This window comes from Martinezella calliandrae, from assembly GCF_030272695.1.
GTDB classification, from domain to species: Bacteria; Pseudomonadota; Alphaproteobacteria; order Rhizobiales; family Rhizobiaceae; genus Rhizobium; species Rhizobium calliandrae.
The window spans coordinates 1-15645 of the sequence record NZ_JARFYN010000089.1 but is presented as its reverse complement, the minus strand read 5'-3'; the positions used below and the strand labels follow the sequence as shown (position 1 = coordinate 15645).

15 protein-coding genes are annotated in these 15645 nt (G+C 58.1%); 5 read left to right on the top strand and 10 right to left on the bottom strand.

Annotated features, from left to right (window positions below):
* Together PY650_RS34305 and PY650_RS34300 are read left to right on the top strand one after the other, a co-directional pair.
* The coding region (locus tag PY650_RS34305; RefSeq protein ID WP_285884477.1) for an alpha/beta hydrolase at window positions 1-619 on the top strand (619 nt) is incomplete at its 5' end.
* 130 nt (window positions 620-749) lie between these two features.
* On the top strand, window positions 750-1403 hold the full coding sequence (locus PY650_RS34300; protein ID WP_285884475.1) for a TetR family transcriptional regulator: 654 nt from the start codon (window positions 750-752) through the stop codon (window positions 1401-1403).
* Window positions 1404-1669: 266 nt separating this feature from the next.
* Here the strand turns inward: PY650_RS34300 and PY650_RS34295 are convergent, their stop codons facing one another.
* The 7 genes from PY650_RS34295 to PY650_RS34265 all read right to left on the bottom strand — a co-directional run bounded on the left by PY650_RS34295 (window position 1670) and on the right by PY650_RS34265 (window position 7046).
* Entirely contained in the window at window positions 1670-2344 is a 675-nt protein-coding gene (locus PY650_RS34295; RefSeq protein ID WP_285884474.1) for a TetR/AcrR family transcriptional regulator, read from the bottom strand.
* Between the two features lie 98 nt (window positions 2345-2442).
* On the bottom strand, window positions 2443-3567 hold the full coding sequence (locus tag PY650_RS34290) for a hypothetical protein (RefSeq protein ID WP_285884472.1): 1125 nt from the start codon (window positions 3565-3567) through the stop codon (window positions 2443-2445).
* Window positions 3567-4364 carry a DUF2092 domain-containing protein gene (locus PY650_RS34285; RefSeq protein ID WP_285884470.1) on the bottom strand — a complete coding sequence of 266 codons (798 nt, stop codon included), beginning with the start codon at window positions 4362-4364 and terminating at the stop codon, window positions 3567-3569. Before PY650_RS34285 ends, PY650_RS34290 begins: the two co-directional genes overlap by 1 nt.
* 351 nt (window positions 4365-4715) lie before the next feature.
* Complete coding sequence (locus tag PY650_RS34280) at window positions 4716-5018, bottom strand: hypothetical protein (RefSeq protein ID WP_285884468.1); 303 nt, start codon at window positions 5016-5018, stop codon at window positions 4716-4718.
* 251 nt (window positions 5019-5269) lie between these two features.
* Window positions 5270-5635, bottom strand: coding sequence for a hypothetical protein (locus PY650_RS34275; RefSeq protein ID WP_285884466.1), 366 nt, complete (start codon window positions 5633-5635; stop codon window positions 5270-5272).
* Window positions 5636-6428: 793 nt separating this feature from the next.
* A complete protein-coding gene (locus PY650_RS34270; protein WP_285884464.1) occupies window positions 6429-6677 on the bottom strand; it encodes a transposase in 249 nt (82 codons plus the stop codon).
* A gap of 99 nt (window positions 6678-6776) precedes the next feature.
* Window positions 6777-7046: a cyclase gene (locus tag PY650_RS34265; RefSeq protein WP_285884462.1), complete on the bottom strand. Its 270-nt coding sequence runs from the start codon at window positions 7044-7046 to the stop codon at window positions 6777-6779.
* 246 nt (window positions 7047-7292) lie between these two features.
* On the opposite strand from PY650_RS34265, the gene PY650_RS34260 reads away from it, so the two are divergent.
* Both PY650_RS34260 and PY650_RS34255 read left to right on the top strand, forming a co-directional pair.
* A complete protein-coding gene (locus tag PY650_RS34260) occupies window positions 7293-7484 on the top strand; it encodes a DUF6494 family protein (protein WP_285884460.1) in 192 nt (63 codons plus the stop codon).
* A gap of 657 nt (window positions 7485-8141) precedes the next feature.
* The gene (locus PY650_RS34255; RefSeq protein WP_285884458.1) at window positions 8142-9914 is read left to right on the top strand and encodes an adenylate/guanylate cyclase domain-containing protein; all 1773 of its coding nucleotides are present in this window, start codon (window positions 8142-8144) and stop codon (window positions 9912-9914) included.
* A gap of 213 nt (window positions 9915-10127) precedes the next feature.
* On the opposite strand, the gene PY650_RS34250 is transcribed toward PY650_RS34255, so the two are convergent.
* Window positions 10128-11792 carry a methyl-accepting chemotaxis protein gene (locus PY650_RS34250; RefSeq protein ID WP_285884456.1) on the bottom strand — a complete coding sequence of 555 codons (1665 nt, stop codon included), beginning with the start codon at window positions 11790-11792 and terminating at the stop codon, window positions 10128-10130.
* A 36-nt stretch (window positions 11793-11828) separates the two neighbouring features.
* Entirely contained in the window at window positions 11829-14036 is a 2208-nt protein-coding gene (locus PY650_RS34245) for a sensor domain-containing protein (RefSeq protein ID WP_285884454.1), read from the bottom strand.
* A 333-nt stretch (window positions 14037-14369) separates the two neighbouring features.
* Here PY650_RS34245 and PY650_RS34240 point away from each other — a divergent pair, with 333 nt between their 5' ends.
* Window positions 14370-15047, top strand: coding sequence for a Crp/Fnr family transcriptional regulator (locus tag PY650_RS34240; RefSeq protein ID WP_285884452.1), 678 nt, complete (start codon window positions 14370-14372; stop codon window positions 15045-15047).
* Between the two features lie 357 nt (window positions 15048-15404).
* Here PY650_RS34240 and PY650_RS34235 read toward each other — a convergent pair.
* The coding region (locus PY650_RS34235; protein ID WP_285884450.1) for an electron transfer flavoprotein subunit alpha/FixB family protein at window positions 15405-15645 on the bottom strand (241 nt) is incomplete at its 5' end.

The window sequence follows — 15645 nt, the reverse complement described above, 5'->3', positions numbered from 1 at the left end:
GAAAAGTCCCGATGTCGATGATGTCACGATCCTTGCTCACTCCATGGGAAGCTGGCTTGCGGCTGAGGCTCTGCGCGGTGTGGCGATGCGCGAAAAATCTATTCCGGCGAAGGTCAAGAACGTCATTCTGGCATCACCGGACATCGATATCGACGTATTTCGCCGTCAGTTCACGGAGATGGGACCAAGGCGGCCGCACCTTGCGATCCTGACCTCTTCAAGTGACAAGGCTCTCGGGGTCTCCCGCTTCCTCTCGGGCGGCGTCGACCGCTTGGGCGGGTCGGATCTCAGGCCTTATGCACCCCTTCTCAAGGAACTCGGCGTTTCCGTCATCGACACGAGCGCTATCGCGACGAATGATCCGCTCGGCCACAACGCTTTCGCCGACAATCCTGACATAGTGCGCCTGCTTGGTCGCAGGCTTGCTGGCCAGTCTCTCGAAGGCGGAGAGGTGTCCTTCGCCGACCAGGTCGGTATGACGGCGGCAAATGTCGCCGGATCTGCGGCACGCGTCGCCGTCGCCGCTCCCGTCGCCGTCATAAGCCCCGAGGCGCGAGACATGCTGAAGCGGGAGCTTTCGGGTAGCGGGAAGATGGTGGACGGGCAGGTTTCGTACTGATCCGTCGGTCGCTTCAACCAGCCGTGAAGCAGCGGCAGGGCCGATCGACGCTTAGGGCCGCAGACTGGGACGTAGGAAACAACAGGCAGCGCTGCAAAGAACCTGACAGGATTGACAAATGGAAGTTGGCATGAGCGTAAGAAACCAACCGCGAGCTGGTTATATATCCTCGATCGTCGAGGCCGGCACAGCCACGTGCCGGCTGTACGGGCCATCGAAAACAAACGTTGCCGACATCGCTCTATTGCTCGGGAAGTCGCCGGCGAGCATCTACAAAATCTTTCCCTCCAAGGCTGCGATATGGGATGCCATTGCCGGGAATTTCTTTGAAACGGATCTCCGCTTCGTCGCGTCTGCGGACCTTGAACTTGCCAATGCGGCGTGCCGCTTGAGAGAGGCTGCGCTCGGACAACACCGGTTGATGCTGCAGGCACGTCACGGCGACCACCAAATGTTCAAGCTCGTTGTTCTTGCTGCAGAAGGAAATTGGCCGTCGTTCCGGAGCTATCTAAAGCGACTTCACGCCGATATGGCGAGACTCATCCACGATGGCATCGAGACCCAGGAGTTTGCTCCGACCAATGTTGAGGCGGCCGCTTCGTGCTTTTGCGCCGCAATCATCGCCCTATGCGATCCCAGAATTGTCGGGGTACTGCCTTCGAGCCACTGTGAGATTTCCGCTCAGGAACTCGTTGCCTTTGCGGTTGCGTCGTTGGCCAGCTCAAATTTGGCATCGGGCTCGGGCTTGACCGACGACGATCCTATGAATTTGAGAGGAGCATGACAGCCAGCACGTTCATGTCAGGGCTCGACGGGAGCGTAAACCATCAAGGCGAAAGGTGTCGAGCATTGATCGCCTCCTCGGCATAGGTGCGCAAGTCTCCGCCACCACGAGACGACTCTATACAGAACCTCCACTTTTGTGGCATTTCGCCCGCCCGCCCGAGTTGAATACATAGAGCTATCACCAAAGATAGGCCCCGAGATAGGCTCCGGCTCGAACGATCGGGCACAGTCCAACTATGCGATCTATGCAACTCATGAGGCCAATCAGTCTGCTCCAGTCTGATGCACTCGCTGTGGTGGCGCTAACTGCGGGCGCCCATATCGTAGCAGAAACATACGGATCGTCTCGTCTATGACGTCTTTATCTGCGAAGGGGAAGCTTTCACGACCGATCATCCAAGGCCACAGGGACATCTCGTTCAACATACCCATGAACTGGTGAGCGGCCAGCACCGGCTTTTGGCAGTCCAAGACGCCCCGAGCGGTCTGATCGGCGAGATATTGCACCAGCCTTTCCGTCTGTGGGTCCATCACCGCGGCAAACTCTTCCGCGATCCAGGGAAACTGGCGGGAGTCGGCCACCACCATCCGAAGAAAGCCGCAATATTCAGGCTGTTTATGCGCATCCAGAATCAGTCCCGCCACGAGACGGAGCACGTCTTCGACGTCGCCGTGGGTTTCGATGCCTGGCGGAAGCGCGTCCTCAAATTGTCCCGACACTCTGCGGAGCATCTCGCGAAAGATGTCCTCCTTCGTTGCGAACTGGTTGTAGAGCGTCCGCCGCGCAACATCACTGGCCTTAGCTAAGTCGTCCATGCTGACGAAGCCGAAGCCCCGCTCCAAGAACAACCGCCCGGCCGCCTTGATGATGGCTTCCCGCGATCCGCCATGCCGGGCCTTCGGACCGGCCTCGTTTGAATTCCTGTTACTAGCGTCCATCGCAACCTCCTGCACCAGTAAGTGAATTTACGTGTACTGCACCGTCTAGTGCATCGCAAGGGCCGGACGAGTCCGATCCGGCCCACCTTCAAATGGCTCTAATTCCTGCCGGGTGTGTTGCTGTATTCAGACGGCGGCACTTCGCCCGTGACCGAAATGTTTCCCTGGATTTGGTATGCAACCCGCAGGTTTGCGGCGGCAGCCTGGAGCCAGTCGACCGCACCCTCTACCGTCCATGTGGTGCCATCCGGCGGCAGGCTCTGGAACAGTCCAACCATCAGCGGATTTACAGACGAGGGACTGCCATTGCTGCCGCCTTGATCCCATCCGCGGTTGCCACTGCCAACTGGCGAGTTGGTGCCGCTCTGATTGTAGGAGGCCGAATCGGTTCCGCCGGAGGGGGCCGGATAAGTCCCGCCGGAAGAACTCGAATAGGTTCCACCAGAAGAAGCCGACGAGTTCCCGCCAGAAGAACCCGAAGATGTCGTGTGAGATGAACCCGAATAGGTTGCGCCAGAAGAACCCCCACCAGAGCTAGACTGACCCGCATAGGAAGAATAGGTGCTTCCGCTTCCGTTTCCGCTCGAGGCGATCGCGGCACCGGTGGTCACGCCGACCGCATATCCGCCCAGGGCGTAGGCTCCGCGACTATAGTATCCACGACCGTAGCCATAGTCTCCGCTGCCATAGTCTCCGCCACCATAACCTCCGCTACCAGAGCCTCCATGTCCGTAATATCCACGGCCAAAGTATCCATTGCCGTTACCAGAGACTTTGACATCCCCGGAATTATTCACAGTCACATTGCCGGAGTCCTTGGCAGCGATATTGCCCCCGGAGTTCGCGAAGGTGCGGTTCGCATTGATGTTACCGCTTGATTGCAACGAATTGCGGTTGATATTTCCGGAAAAGGCATTCCCTCCGCGGCCAGGCCCTTCTGCCAATCGTCCCCTTGCGCCACCGACATTCGGCGCATGGGTCGGGCGGCCGACCGGCGGACGGTTCTGGGCGCTCACCGGTGGACGGCCATGGCCGGCTATCGGTGGACGCGGCGTGCCACCCATCTGCGGGCGCGGCAGGCCGCCTGCCGGGGGGCGCGGTGGCCCGCCTGAAGGCAGCTGAGGGGGTCCGCCAGGCGGCGGAGCAAATTGGCCAAAGGCAGAGCCCGATGTTGCGACCGTTATTGCGAGAAGAGCGGCAAAGGTCCGTTTCGAATGGGCCATCACTTGGCGTCCTCCGTTGTCGGCGCAGCGGCCTGATTGAGCTCGATCTTCTTCGCGTCGGAAGGAGGCTGAAAGACAAATTCGGAGTCGGATGGATTGGCTTTGGTGTTCCAATCCATGAATTCCGCGATGAAACTGGGTTGTCCCGGAAGCAAGCGGTAAGTGACGGTCAGGCGATGCGGCGTGGCCGCGTCATTCTTCTCAACCCATAATTCGATGTCGATGCCGGACTTCTGCGAGAAAAACAGATGCCGGCACTCGACGCCATCGACGGTGGCTGTTCCGACCTGCCGGGCGGCCATGGCATCGCCCAGCAACACTTTGTCCGGAGACTCTGCAAAAAGGGCAGCGAGGGGGAAATCGACATTCAGCTTGTCCGCTGCCTCAGCCACTACGGATGATATACTGCCCGATGCAGGCATTACCGTGTACTGGTTGCTGTCGGGGAGGAAGACCGCAGCCGCTTTGCCGTCGTAGAAGAGCTGCTGCTTCCCGTCATCGCCATTGAACTCGACGGCGATCTGGTCAGGACGCCGCGCGACGATGTGCAACGTGTGAAAGATATGAAGCGACTGGCCCGACTCGTCCAAATAGACCCTGATTGTTCTAACGGTAACCGAAAGATCCCTTGCCGATAGCGTTCCGGCCATCTGCGATATGGCGCTAGCGGCATCGTCGCTAATCGCCGGTTTCAAGGGCGGAGCTGGTTCATCGGCACGGACCGTCGACAGCCCGGCGATTGCTAAAACGGCACCAAGCGCAGCGGCCCGCAGGGAGTGCCGTAAGATCTTAGTCATCGACGCAGGCCGCCAACGCGAAAAGCTGCTGGGCGCGTCGGCGACTTGCACCGCCGCAGAAATGGTGCCTTTCCGTCGCGCGGTTCTGACGTCACCGTCCTCGTCATCGATGCCAGCACTCGCGAGGAGGGGAAGCTGAACCTCCGGGAGGGTGGCGTCTGAATAAACTTTCATATCCCAATACCTTTGCTTTTTGGAGTTTGCACTTCCGAGTGCATTATCGTATACTGCACAGTGCAGTGTATCGCAAGCGGAAATTAAGCGGCCGAGTCGAATTGCGAGTTCGAATTTGCGCCGCAAAAATATCTTGCGAGCGGGGGAACTTCGGCCCCGAAGAAATCGCTGACGCGATCAAGGAATCATACCGCACTCAAACATCCTGTTGGCGACGGGAGCCGCGATCAGGTTGATGAACTTGATCCGGGTAGAAGGGTGATCTCTCATGAAGCTAACACCTTGTGCGATTATCCCGGAGGGCGGTGCGCCCTTCTTGGTTCTCAGATCCTCACAGCTTGAGGTTTTGTACTGGTCGATGACGATCCGCGAAGCCATCTCCAGAATGGCATCCTCTGTGGGCAGTCCCGGCTGGGATTGAGCCGTGGCTGACACGACCACAGCAGCAAAGATTGCTGCTGAACAAAGTACAGTTTTCATTAACGTCTCCTATGTTCATGCTTGTTCGGGGAAAGGTCATCGTCCCATCGGTCATAATGATGGGTTGCAGGGGGCCCGGGAGATTGCGCGCGTTGCCCCGAGTTCGTCCGATCCGTTTGGATGGATAAAGGCCCCATGCACTCGGACGACGCGAAGGTTGACGGCGCGCCGGTTGGCTTGGAGGCTGTCGAGAAGGGTCACGGCAGCCACTGTGGCAACTGCTATGAGGCAGGAAGTCAATCCCAAGGCAATCATTGTTCTATCCTGGATTCGTCACGCCATTCCTGAAGATGTTTTGGCGCGATTTCATCGCTGCTCGCCGTGTCGGACGGAGGAATCGTTTGCATGTCCTTCAAGGCCGCATTCTCGAGCCTGGCATCGGCCAGAAGGCGATTAAGCTTCGTGTTGGACGGCCGAACCGCTACGCGGGAAGGTATCGACAACCCTGTAAACCCCACAACAACACGGAACGTGGTGGCGTGACCCGTATAGGGTGAGATCATCGGCGTCACGGCCTGCCACCGGGGCAACCACTCGCCATCAAAAGATCTATCCGAGCTGCCCGCATGGTGCGTGACCTTCAGAACGATCCCGTCTGAACCGTTGCAAACTCTCATCTCAATTCCTTCTCCAATCATTGCCTGCTGCGCATCTCGAGTGCCGCGCAATTGTCTATACTGCACAGTGCAGTGCAGCGCAAGAAAGAATTCGCTGACATGTTCCCGTCGACAGCGCCGCGTTCGAGTTTCAATTCTTCGACTTCGCGCAGACTGACATTGAAGCGAAAATAGAGCCCGATCGTACGCGCGACTCTCGACTGCCTAAGGCGCAACCAGTGGGCGCCTTAAGAAACAACCATCGTCGTCCTTGCCGGGAAAGCTGCTCGTCGCGATGTGGAAGTAACGGCGGGCGCTGATGATTGAAAAATTCTACGCTGGCTACATCAAGACCTCGCTTGATACCGCGTATCAATTCCCCGATCGCCCAGGTGCGTGGCAGTCTCGGACGAAAGGTGCCTAGGACGGCCGGAGCGCCGTCCTACCACGAAAGCCGAGGCCCGCACGGTTCGGTAAACATGATTGTCGACAGGGATGCCGAGCCGCATCTCACAGCAGAAGAAGTTCAAACACTTCTATGATTTGTTCAGCGATTCAATCCGGCCATAGTTGGCGGTCAAGCGAGCTCGACGGCCTCGGCGCGTTGACGAGCAAGGATCTCGATTTCTATCATAACCGGGAAGCCGAGCGCGCGCTTGCAGACAGCCTAGAAAACGGCCTTCTGGAAATACCCTCCGGTGACAACCACACCCCGAATGCGGCTGTCGGAACGGGCAAGCTTGGAAATCGCGACATAGTGGTGGACTTACTTGCCCAGATCAAAGGCGTCGAGGACAAGGCCCTCCTCGAAAATTCAATCGCGCGGGCCATTGTCGACGAGACGGTTATCCTCGCGCCAGGCGATCTCGGCTGCGTACCAGTCGAAGTACCGTACCGAGAAGCGATGATGGATGCCGACATAGGCCCTCTGGATACGGCTGAAGAAGCTTTCGACGTGGTTCGTGTTAACCCCGCCCTTCGTCTGGTATTCCTCGCTGTGATTGGCCCTGTGGAGTTCCTGCAGCCCCCCAAGGTCGTCGTAGTGCCTAACTGAGCGTGGCATCGCTCGGTTCGAGATCCAGGCGCGCCGGCTCTTCTTCGCGCCAAACGAGCCGCGCCCGAGCCTTCGCCGCGCCTGTGCGAAAGTCAACGTAACCGGTTGTTAGGCTTTGTTGGTGAGCCAGACCGTGGGCGCGCCCAACACGCCGCCCGTGCGCATCGCCGCCCTGAGTTCTTCCAGCTTACCGAAGGCTTGAGCTGCTTCGATCGTGGCAAACTCATGGATGACGGTAACGTCGTTGGGATTGTCGGCGGCTTGATAGACCGCCTCCGCCGTAACTCCGTTTGCTTTCTGTACGGGCCGAAATGCATCGTATACCTTACGCCACGTCGCGTAGTCCGAAACCTCGTGCCTTACGAACACCGTCGTCATCTCATCCTCCCGCTCTTGCGTTTACACGTTGGGACGTCCGGCTCGTTAGCATATCACCGAGAGGACGTTCGCGCTTGGGGAAATATCTGGCATTCGGACGGCGTGGCTGTTCGCGCTCGGGGCTATTCGCTTCCGGAATGCGCCGCTTCCGAACCTTGCAACAGATGTCACACCGCGCGTCACTGCCTGCTTCCTTGACCAATTGTCTTCCATTACAATCCCTTTCGCAGCTAGAGGAGTTCCGCCATGAGCGAAGACGCCTTCAACATGTCGATCCGCAAGTTTCTGAAGGAAGTCGGCGTCACGTCGCAGCGCAAGATCGAGGAAACAGTGCGCAACGGGCAGTTCGGCGGCAGGAAGTTGAAGGTCCGCATAACGCTAACGGCGGAAGGCACCGGCCTTAATCATGTAGTGGAGGGCGAGATCGATCTTCCGTAGGCCGGGCGAAGCGATCGAGCGAAACCTCCGTGGCCGCCGAAAGCAGTCGAGGCGCATTGGAATGGGCATGATCGGCTCAACATAGTACCCTGACCAGCCTGTTGCCATTCCGAGAGACGTTAAGGATCAACGCAATGCAGACGGGTGACTGGCCGCAAGAGACGACTGCTTCCGGCAAAAAGCGACCTCCATCCAACGTCTCGAACGCGCTCGCATAATGGTCATCGAGCCACCTGTCGCTGCAAAACGGACACTATGCAGTGACGACACGGGTCGCAGATGCGCCAAAAGCCGATATCGGCCGCCGCCAGAGCGTACTTCACTTCTCAGAAACTTGGCGGACTGATCGCCCAAATCACGATGCCTCGTCCGAGGAGTACGAGCAAGTGTCGCCCTCATGGCTATAGCTTTCCTCGCTTTCAATTCCCGGTGGCTGGCGCGTGTCAATCATCTCCACCTAAGACCCATCTCGGCGTGACGAGTTCGTCGACGATGCCATGTTCGTGCAGGAAGTTGCCGCTTCGGACCTCGCGGTCCTGTTCTTCCTGCGGCACGGGTTAGGCGCCGGCAAGAAACATAGCCCTGTAAGGCTTCTGGCGATTTTCACGAGTGCCTTGTCCCTATCTTGCTGCTATTCTGGAGGCGAGGGACGGCTCTATGAGCGAGAATCGCAAGCTAGCCGCAATTCTGGCCGCGGACGTAGTCGGGTATAGCCGGCTCGCCAGCGAGGACGAAGATCGCACCCTAGCAAGATTGCGGGCCCTGCGTAGCGACCTGATCGATCCGACCATCGCCGTGCACAACGGCCGTGTTATCAAACGCACTGGAGACGGAGCGCTGGTCGAGTTCCGCAGCGTTGTCGATGCCGTGCGCTGCGCCATCGAGGTACAGAACGGTATGCTCGAGCGCAATGCCGGCGTTCAGCAGGATCGGCGCATCGAGTTCCGGGTCGGCATCCATCTGGGGGACGTAGTAGAGGAAAGCGATGGCGACCTGATGGGCGACGGCGTCAACATCGCTTCACGTCTCGAGGGTATCGCGGCCCCCGGCGCCATTTGCCTGTCCGAGGACGCCTATCGCCAGGTCAGAGCGAGGCTCGATCTCGCCGTCAGCGATCTCGGTAACACGCAGCTCAAAAATATCGCCGAGCCGATCCGGATCTATTCGCTCCAGGTCGGCGCCGTCGCGCGGGCGAAGCCAGCAGTAACCGCCGGCGCGGTTGCTAGTGCGCCGGCCGCATTGCCGCCGGAGCTCTCGATTGCCGTGCTGCCCTTCGCCAATATGAGCGGCGATGCCGAGCAGGAGTACTTCGCTGACGGCATCTGCGAGGATATCATCACCGCTCTGTCGAAGTTGGCGCAGCTCTTTGTCATCGCTCGAAACTCGTCGTTTACCTTCAAGGGCCGGGGCGTGAACGTGCAGGAGGTCGGCCATAGCCTCAACGTGCGCTACGTGCTGGAAGGAAGCGTGCGCAAATCAGGCAACAAGGTGAGGATCACCGCGCAGCTCATTGATGCGACCACCGGCGGGCATCAATGGGCGGAGCGTTTCGATCGCGACCTGACCGATATCTTTGCGGTGCAGGATGACGTCACGCAGCAGATCGTCCGCGCTCTGGAACTCAAGCTGGCGGCCGGGGACCGGCAGCGGCTGGCGACCGAGCAGACTCAAAATCTGGAATCCTATGACTGTTTCCTGCGGGGCCGTGAACAGATGTGGCGGCTGACGAGAGACCAGAACATTCAGGGCCGGCAATTGCTGCAGCGCGCCATCGATCTGGACCCGAAATTTGCCCCGGCCCACGCGTTCCTCGCCGTCACGCACGGGCTGGCCTACGTCAACCAGTGGAGCCAATCGCCGTCGAAATCGCTGGAACAGGCGATCGAGGCTGCGACGCAGGCCGTGACGCTCGACGATCGATATCCGTACGCACATTGGGCGCTGGGCGTCGTCAACTTGTACCTGCGACGACATGACGTGGCCATCCGGGAGGCTGAACGCGTGATCGCGCTTGCTCCCAATCTTGTCGAGGGCCACGAGAGCCTCGGCAACGCGCTGCATTATGCGGGCAGGTCCGATGAGGCCCTTATCTGTTTCGAACGGGCAATGGCCCTGAATCCATATTATCCGGACATTTTTCTGCACTTCCACGCGCTAGCGATGTTCCAACTGGGCAGGTACGAAGAGGCCGTTGTCATCCTGAAGCGACGGCTTGTTCGCAATCCAGCCACCGACATCTCACGCGTATTGCTGGCGGCGAGCTATGGTCACTTGGGCCGCTTGGCGGAGGCGCGCGGGGAGTGGGAGGAAGTGTTCCGGATCAATCCCGGTTATTCCCTGGAGCACAGGCGCAAAGTGCTGCCCTACAAGAACCCTGCCGATTTCGAGCGAATTGTGGACGGCCTGCGCAAAGCTGGCCTCACCGAGTGATTGCATTCCATCGCCAGCAACCGTTTCGTGCGGCTCCACAAAAACACGCCTATATGATGTAACGGACGTCCGCGTGCCCGCCGGCAGCGCCGAGCGCAAGACCTTCACTCTATCGCAGCCGCAGCCCTACCGACCAAGGCCTCTGGCATCATCCACAGGTTTGAACTCGCCCGACGGCCCAGTCTGGCCGCGGGTCAGGATCACGAGGTGGGATCAAAACTCCTCCCAATGGTCGCGTGCAACTGCGACGGTTCCAAGCGATACAAAGTTGCTGGCGACTTTGGCTTGCATTCCGCGAATCGCCATGTTCTGGGTCTTCGCTGCCAATGTTGTCGCTGGTTCAGGCTTTGGCCTGGAGCTCCGCTGCCGACTGTTCCCGCCGATGTTGAATTCGCCCAGCATTTTCGCGATCCGCTCCATTTCAGATACAAGCGCATTGCTCGCCGCTGTCGTCTCCTCCACCATGGCCGCATTCCGTTGCGTTCCCTGGTCCATGGCGTTAACGGCAGTATTTATCTCCTGAAGCGCCGTTGACTGCTCGCGAGCGGACTCGACAATCGAGAGAATGTGCTGGTTGATTTCCTTGACCTCGCCAACAATAGCGACGAGTGCAGCGCCTGTATTGCCAACAAGTGTTACGCCGGCCTTCACTTGCTCCCCAGATGACGTGATCAGGGTCTTGATTTCCTTCGCTGCATTTGCGGACCGCTGCGCAAGCTCGCGCACTTCCTGGGCAACGACCGCGAAGCCCTTGCCGGCATCACCAGCACGGGCCGCCTCCACGCCAGCGTTGAGAGCAAGCAGGTTGGTCTGAAAAGCGATGTCGTCAATGACGCCGATGATATTGGAGACCTCCTTGGCGGACGTTTCAATCGCGCCCATTGCCGTCACCGCTTGCTTGACAACTTCACCTGAATTCTCGGCGCCGGTCTTTGCCTTGGCAACGAGGTGACCCGCTTCTTCAGCGCGCCGGCTCGAATCCTTTACTTTTGTTGTGATCTGTTCGAGTGCCGCCGCGGTCTGTTCGATCGATGCAACCTGCTGTTCCGTTCGCTTGGACAGATCATCTGCGGCCGAACGAATTTCCTCGGCCCCAGAAAGAACCTGCGCTGCCGCCGCATCGATGTCAGCAATCGTTGCGGATACTTGCTCCAAGGCATTGTTGAAGTCGTTCTTCAGTCGATGGTAGGCTTCCGGCAGGTCATCGGTAATCCGATAGCTAACATCCTTGGCGGCGATGGCCGCCATAGCTTTGCCAAAGCAGTCGGAGACCCGCTTCTGCTCGGTCGCAATCGTTTCGGCCTGTGCTTTTTGTTTTGCGACCTCCGCTTCATCGATATAGACCGAGATTGCCAGATCCATATCCAGCAAAACGGCTTTGACCAAGCTTGCTAGCGCTTTTCCGAATTCGGCCGGCTTCATCGTCTTCTTGGAAAACAGACCGCCCTTGGGGAACACTTCCTCAACCGCGCTATTGATTAGATGGTCGAGAATAATCGCGTATCCACCAATATACCACTGCGGTTCAAGGCCAATCCGGGCGTGAACCGATCCAATCGCTCGGACCTTGTTGACATAGTCTTCATTGAAGTTGCCGTCGGAAATGCTGACCCAGTGGCCCTGCTGTGCCTCCTTGGCGCGGGCGATGTTTTCTTCCGTTGAAAAGAACCGCTTCACTTCGGGGCTCTGGCGGAGCTGCGCGTAAAACTTATCCAGACCGTTTGGCAACTCGCGCTCAACAAGCGCCTTCAGCAGACGGATGCTGGCGCGGCCGCTACTATCCAACTGCATGAATTCGAGGCGACGGGCGACGTTCTGCTTTTTTGGGTCGGTTGCGCCAGAGACGGCGTTCGAACCCTGATGCGAAGGATGCGACATGAATAACTTTCCTCTGGGTGGTCAGGTGGAGAACGATCAAACGACGAATGTGAAAACCGGTCGATTTGCTTCGCAGTTCAGGAGGTAAGTGTCGATTTCCTCGATGAGTATGGGTTTGGCCACAAGGTAACCCTGGGCATAGTCACAGCCCGTCTCAAGAAGCGACTGGTATTGCGATGGCGTCTCAACTCCTTCTGCGACCACTTCCATGCCGAGGCTGTGAGCGAGTGACGTAACGGCGCCTACAATTGCGTTGCACCCGTGGTCGTGGCCGACATCCCTCACAAAGGAGCGGTCTATTTTGATGTAGGACACCGGATAGCGCTGCAGGTGAGTGAGAGACGCGTAGCCGGTACCGAAGTCATCGAGCGCTATTTTGACGCCTGCGTCAAACAGCCGATTCAGCGTCACACCGATCGCTTCGCTTGTGCGGTCGAGAATAACGCCCTCGGTGACCTCGATGATGATCTCGGACGCCGAGTGTCCGTGAGCCGAGACCGCATCGAGAAGTTCTTTTGCGAAGTTGGGATTACGTAGTTGCGCAGCGGCCACGTTGACTGCCACCTTGCCGGGGGCGAAGCCCTTTCGCTTCATTTCGCTCATCGCATTGAGCGTGCCAGCAAGAACGGCGCGTCCGAGCGCGCAGATCAGGTCCGACTGCTCCGCAAGCGAAACGATTTCCGCTGCGGGCACCCATTGATTGTCCTTCTGCCAGCGGACCAGAGCCTCGAAGCCGGCGTGACCGCGGTCGACGAATCGCGCCTGGGGCTGCATGGCAACTTGAATTTCACCTTGAGCGATTGCGCGGCGGAGCGCTTCGATCATCGCCTCTCGTTGCCGTATGCTTCGCTCCATATCGGTGCTGTAAACTGCATAGGTCGAACGGCCGTTGTGTTTGGCTCGGTAGAGCGCGATATCCGCTCGCTTGAACACTTTCAGAGGCGTGCCGGCCTTGCTTTTGCGGACGATCGTAAGGCCGAAGCTGCCGCTGACGCGAACAGATTTTCGGCCAAGGCGGACAGGGCTTTCGAGGGACCTGAGCAGCTTGCGGACGATCCGGATCGCATTGGCCTTGCTGCCGACATCGACGAGGAGTACGGCGTATTCGTCGCCGCCCAAACGAGCGACAATATCCGACTTCCTCACATTGTCTCTGAAGCGTTTCCCGACTTCGATCAGAAGCGTGTCACCTGCGCCGTGGCCGTGCATATCGTTGATCGCCTTGAAGCCGTCCAAGTCGATCAGAACAAGCGCGCTGTGGCGTTCGACCCTTTGAGAGGAGAGTATGGCAGTCAGCCGTTCAATGAGGGCGCGGCGGTTCAGAAGCCCGGTGAGCGGGTCGGCTTGCGCCTGGAGTTTGACTTGCCGCTCCGCCCTCTTCAGATCGGTGACGTCGGTTTGGACGCCGACAACATATCCGGAGGCGGACCGCCGCTCCTGCACCTTAATCCATCGGTCTCCGCTTAGTGCCTGGAGAAATGCCCTTCCTGGATTGCGGTGAGTGCGAAGCCTCGCGTTGATCCAATTCTGCCAGTCATCGTCTCGGCATGAGAGTTCAGCAAACTCGCCGCATGCGACAGCATCTTCCAAGATATCCTGGAAGCGCCGTCCCTCCGCAATGGCACTACCGGCTCGCCTGTAGTATTCCTTGAACCCGGAGTTAAATAGGATGAGGCGGTCGTTTTCGTCATATGCGGCCACACCGTTGGGTAGCGTCTCAATGATATCCCGAAGGAGCATTTCTACGCGCTCGCGCCGTAGGTTTTCATCATTTAGCGCCTTCTCTGCCTGTTTGCGCTGGGTAATGTCGTAGCGGATCGAGACATAGCCGCAAATGCGACCCGATCCATCCATCTTCGGTGCAATGGTAGTATCGACCCAGTAAAGCGAACCGTCCTTCGCACGATTGCAGATCTCCCCGTGCCATAGGACTCCGCCTGAGATCACCCGCCACATCTCTTGGAAGAAGGCGGGCGGATGATGTCCCGAGTTCAACAGGCTGTGCTTGGCTCCTATCAGCTCAAGTCGGGAGTATTTGCTGATTTGGCAGAACCGATCATTCACATTAGTGATGGTTCCTGTTCTGTCGGTGATTCCGACAATCGTATGCGGATCCAAAGCCGTCCTGAATGAGGCAAGCTCCGCCAGCACGTCCTGAAGATCATCCTCACCTGCGCATTTACCGGGCCCTAAACTTTCCGTTTCGGGTCCCAGCAATTCTATTGCATTGATTAAGCCCCGCATTTGTTCCCCTTCGTTGCTGGACTTCTTTTGAGCGCCGTTCACACGAAGCTGAAACACCCCAGACGGACTGGCCGGATTCGTGTGAGTTCGATATCGTATTTATAAATATACGTTATCGTACATATGGAATGGTTAATTTCAGGTATGCTTCCATTGTGAATTGGGCAACGACGACTTTTTCTTGGAGAGAGACTGGCTAGACAACGCAGAGTTTGTATATTCGCTAGTGTTCGGTGCCGTATCCACATATGTCCGCTCGCGCACACCGTTCCTATTTGCGCGATTATTGGTATGGAAGGAAAAATGACAGGGTACCCGGTTCGGAATCGAATAGTGTTGGCGTTGAGACCGGCGGCTCAAGACTTCATAGTCAGGAGATCGCTCACCCGGCCCATGATCGCCGGGGAAGTTATTTACGAAGACGGCGCTCCTTTCACACACGCTGTGTTTCCGCACGCGGGGCTGATCTCACTGATGGCCACCATGGCCAATAGCAAGACCGTAGAGAAGACCTCCGTGGGGCACGAGGGATTTCTTGGCTTCGGGTTAATCATGGGGGGAAGTGGAGCCTTCGGCAGGTGTGTCGTACAGGTTCCGGGCTATGCGTCATGGCTATCGAAAGCGGACTTGGATCAGGCATTGGCTGAGTTCCAGTGTGTCAGGGAAGCCATGCTGAAATATGCGAAGTCGCTCATTGCGCAACTCATGGAGACCGTAGCCTGCAATAGCCTGCACTCGGCGGAACAGCGCGTCATCCGCTGGCTGCTAACAGCCCATGACAGCGTTTCAGGGGATAATTTCGATCTCACGCAGCAAGTTCTAGCGGAAGTGCTTGGTCTACGCCGCGCAACTATCAGTGCCATCTGCTCTCAACTGCAATCGGACGGGCTACTCGAATATTCACGTGGCGAAGTTACGATAGTGGATCGGGCAGCCCTGGAGGCGAGGGCCTGCGAGTGCCTCCATAATATTCAAAAGGCTTCGATGCGGCACTATAGCGCCGCTCGATAAACGCAAGACGCTGAGGACCGCCGATGCATGACCGGGGAGGCGTTGCCTTACCTGGACCGGCCGGACCATGGAACCCGGCAGAACGCACTATGCCGCCATGGACCAGGCGGCTTCGGGCCAGGTCGCCGCGGCCGGCCGATGCCAGCTCCCATCGCCGCACGGACAGATGAATTCCCGGTCCGATTGTCTAGCTTTGTAAAGGATACGAGCGAGGCTCTATGCTAGGCATCAGTTCATTTTCTGCCGCGGAAATAAAATAAGATTTGATCTTGTCGGCGATCGTGGTTGTCCTGCCATGCGTTGATGCTGCTGCAATGCCAGGCCAAAAGACGTTCCACTGCACGCTCGCATGGCAGGTCAAAGCGCCTTTTCGAGTTCCGGCAGGGCCTCGAAGAGGTCGGCGACGAGGCCGTAGTCGGCGATCTGGAAGATCGGCGCCTCGTCGTCCTTGTTGATCGCGACGATGACCTTAGAATCCTTCATGCCGGCCAGATGCTGAATGGCGCCGGAAATGCCGCAGGCGATATAGAGCTGCGGGGCGACGACCTTGCCGGTCTGACCCACCTGCCAGTCGTTCGGCGCATAGCCGGCATCGACG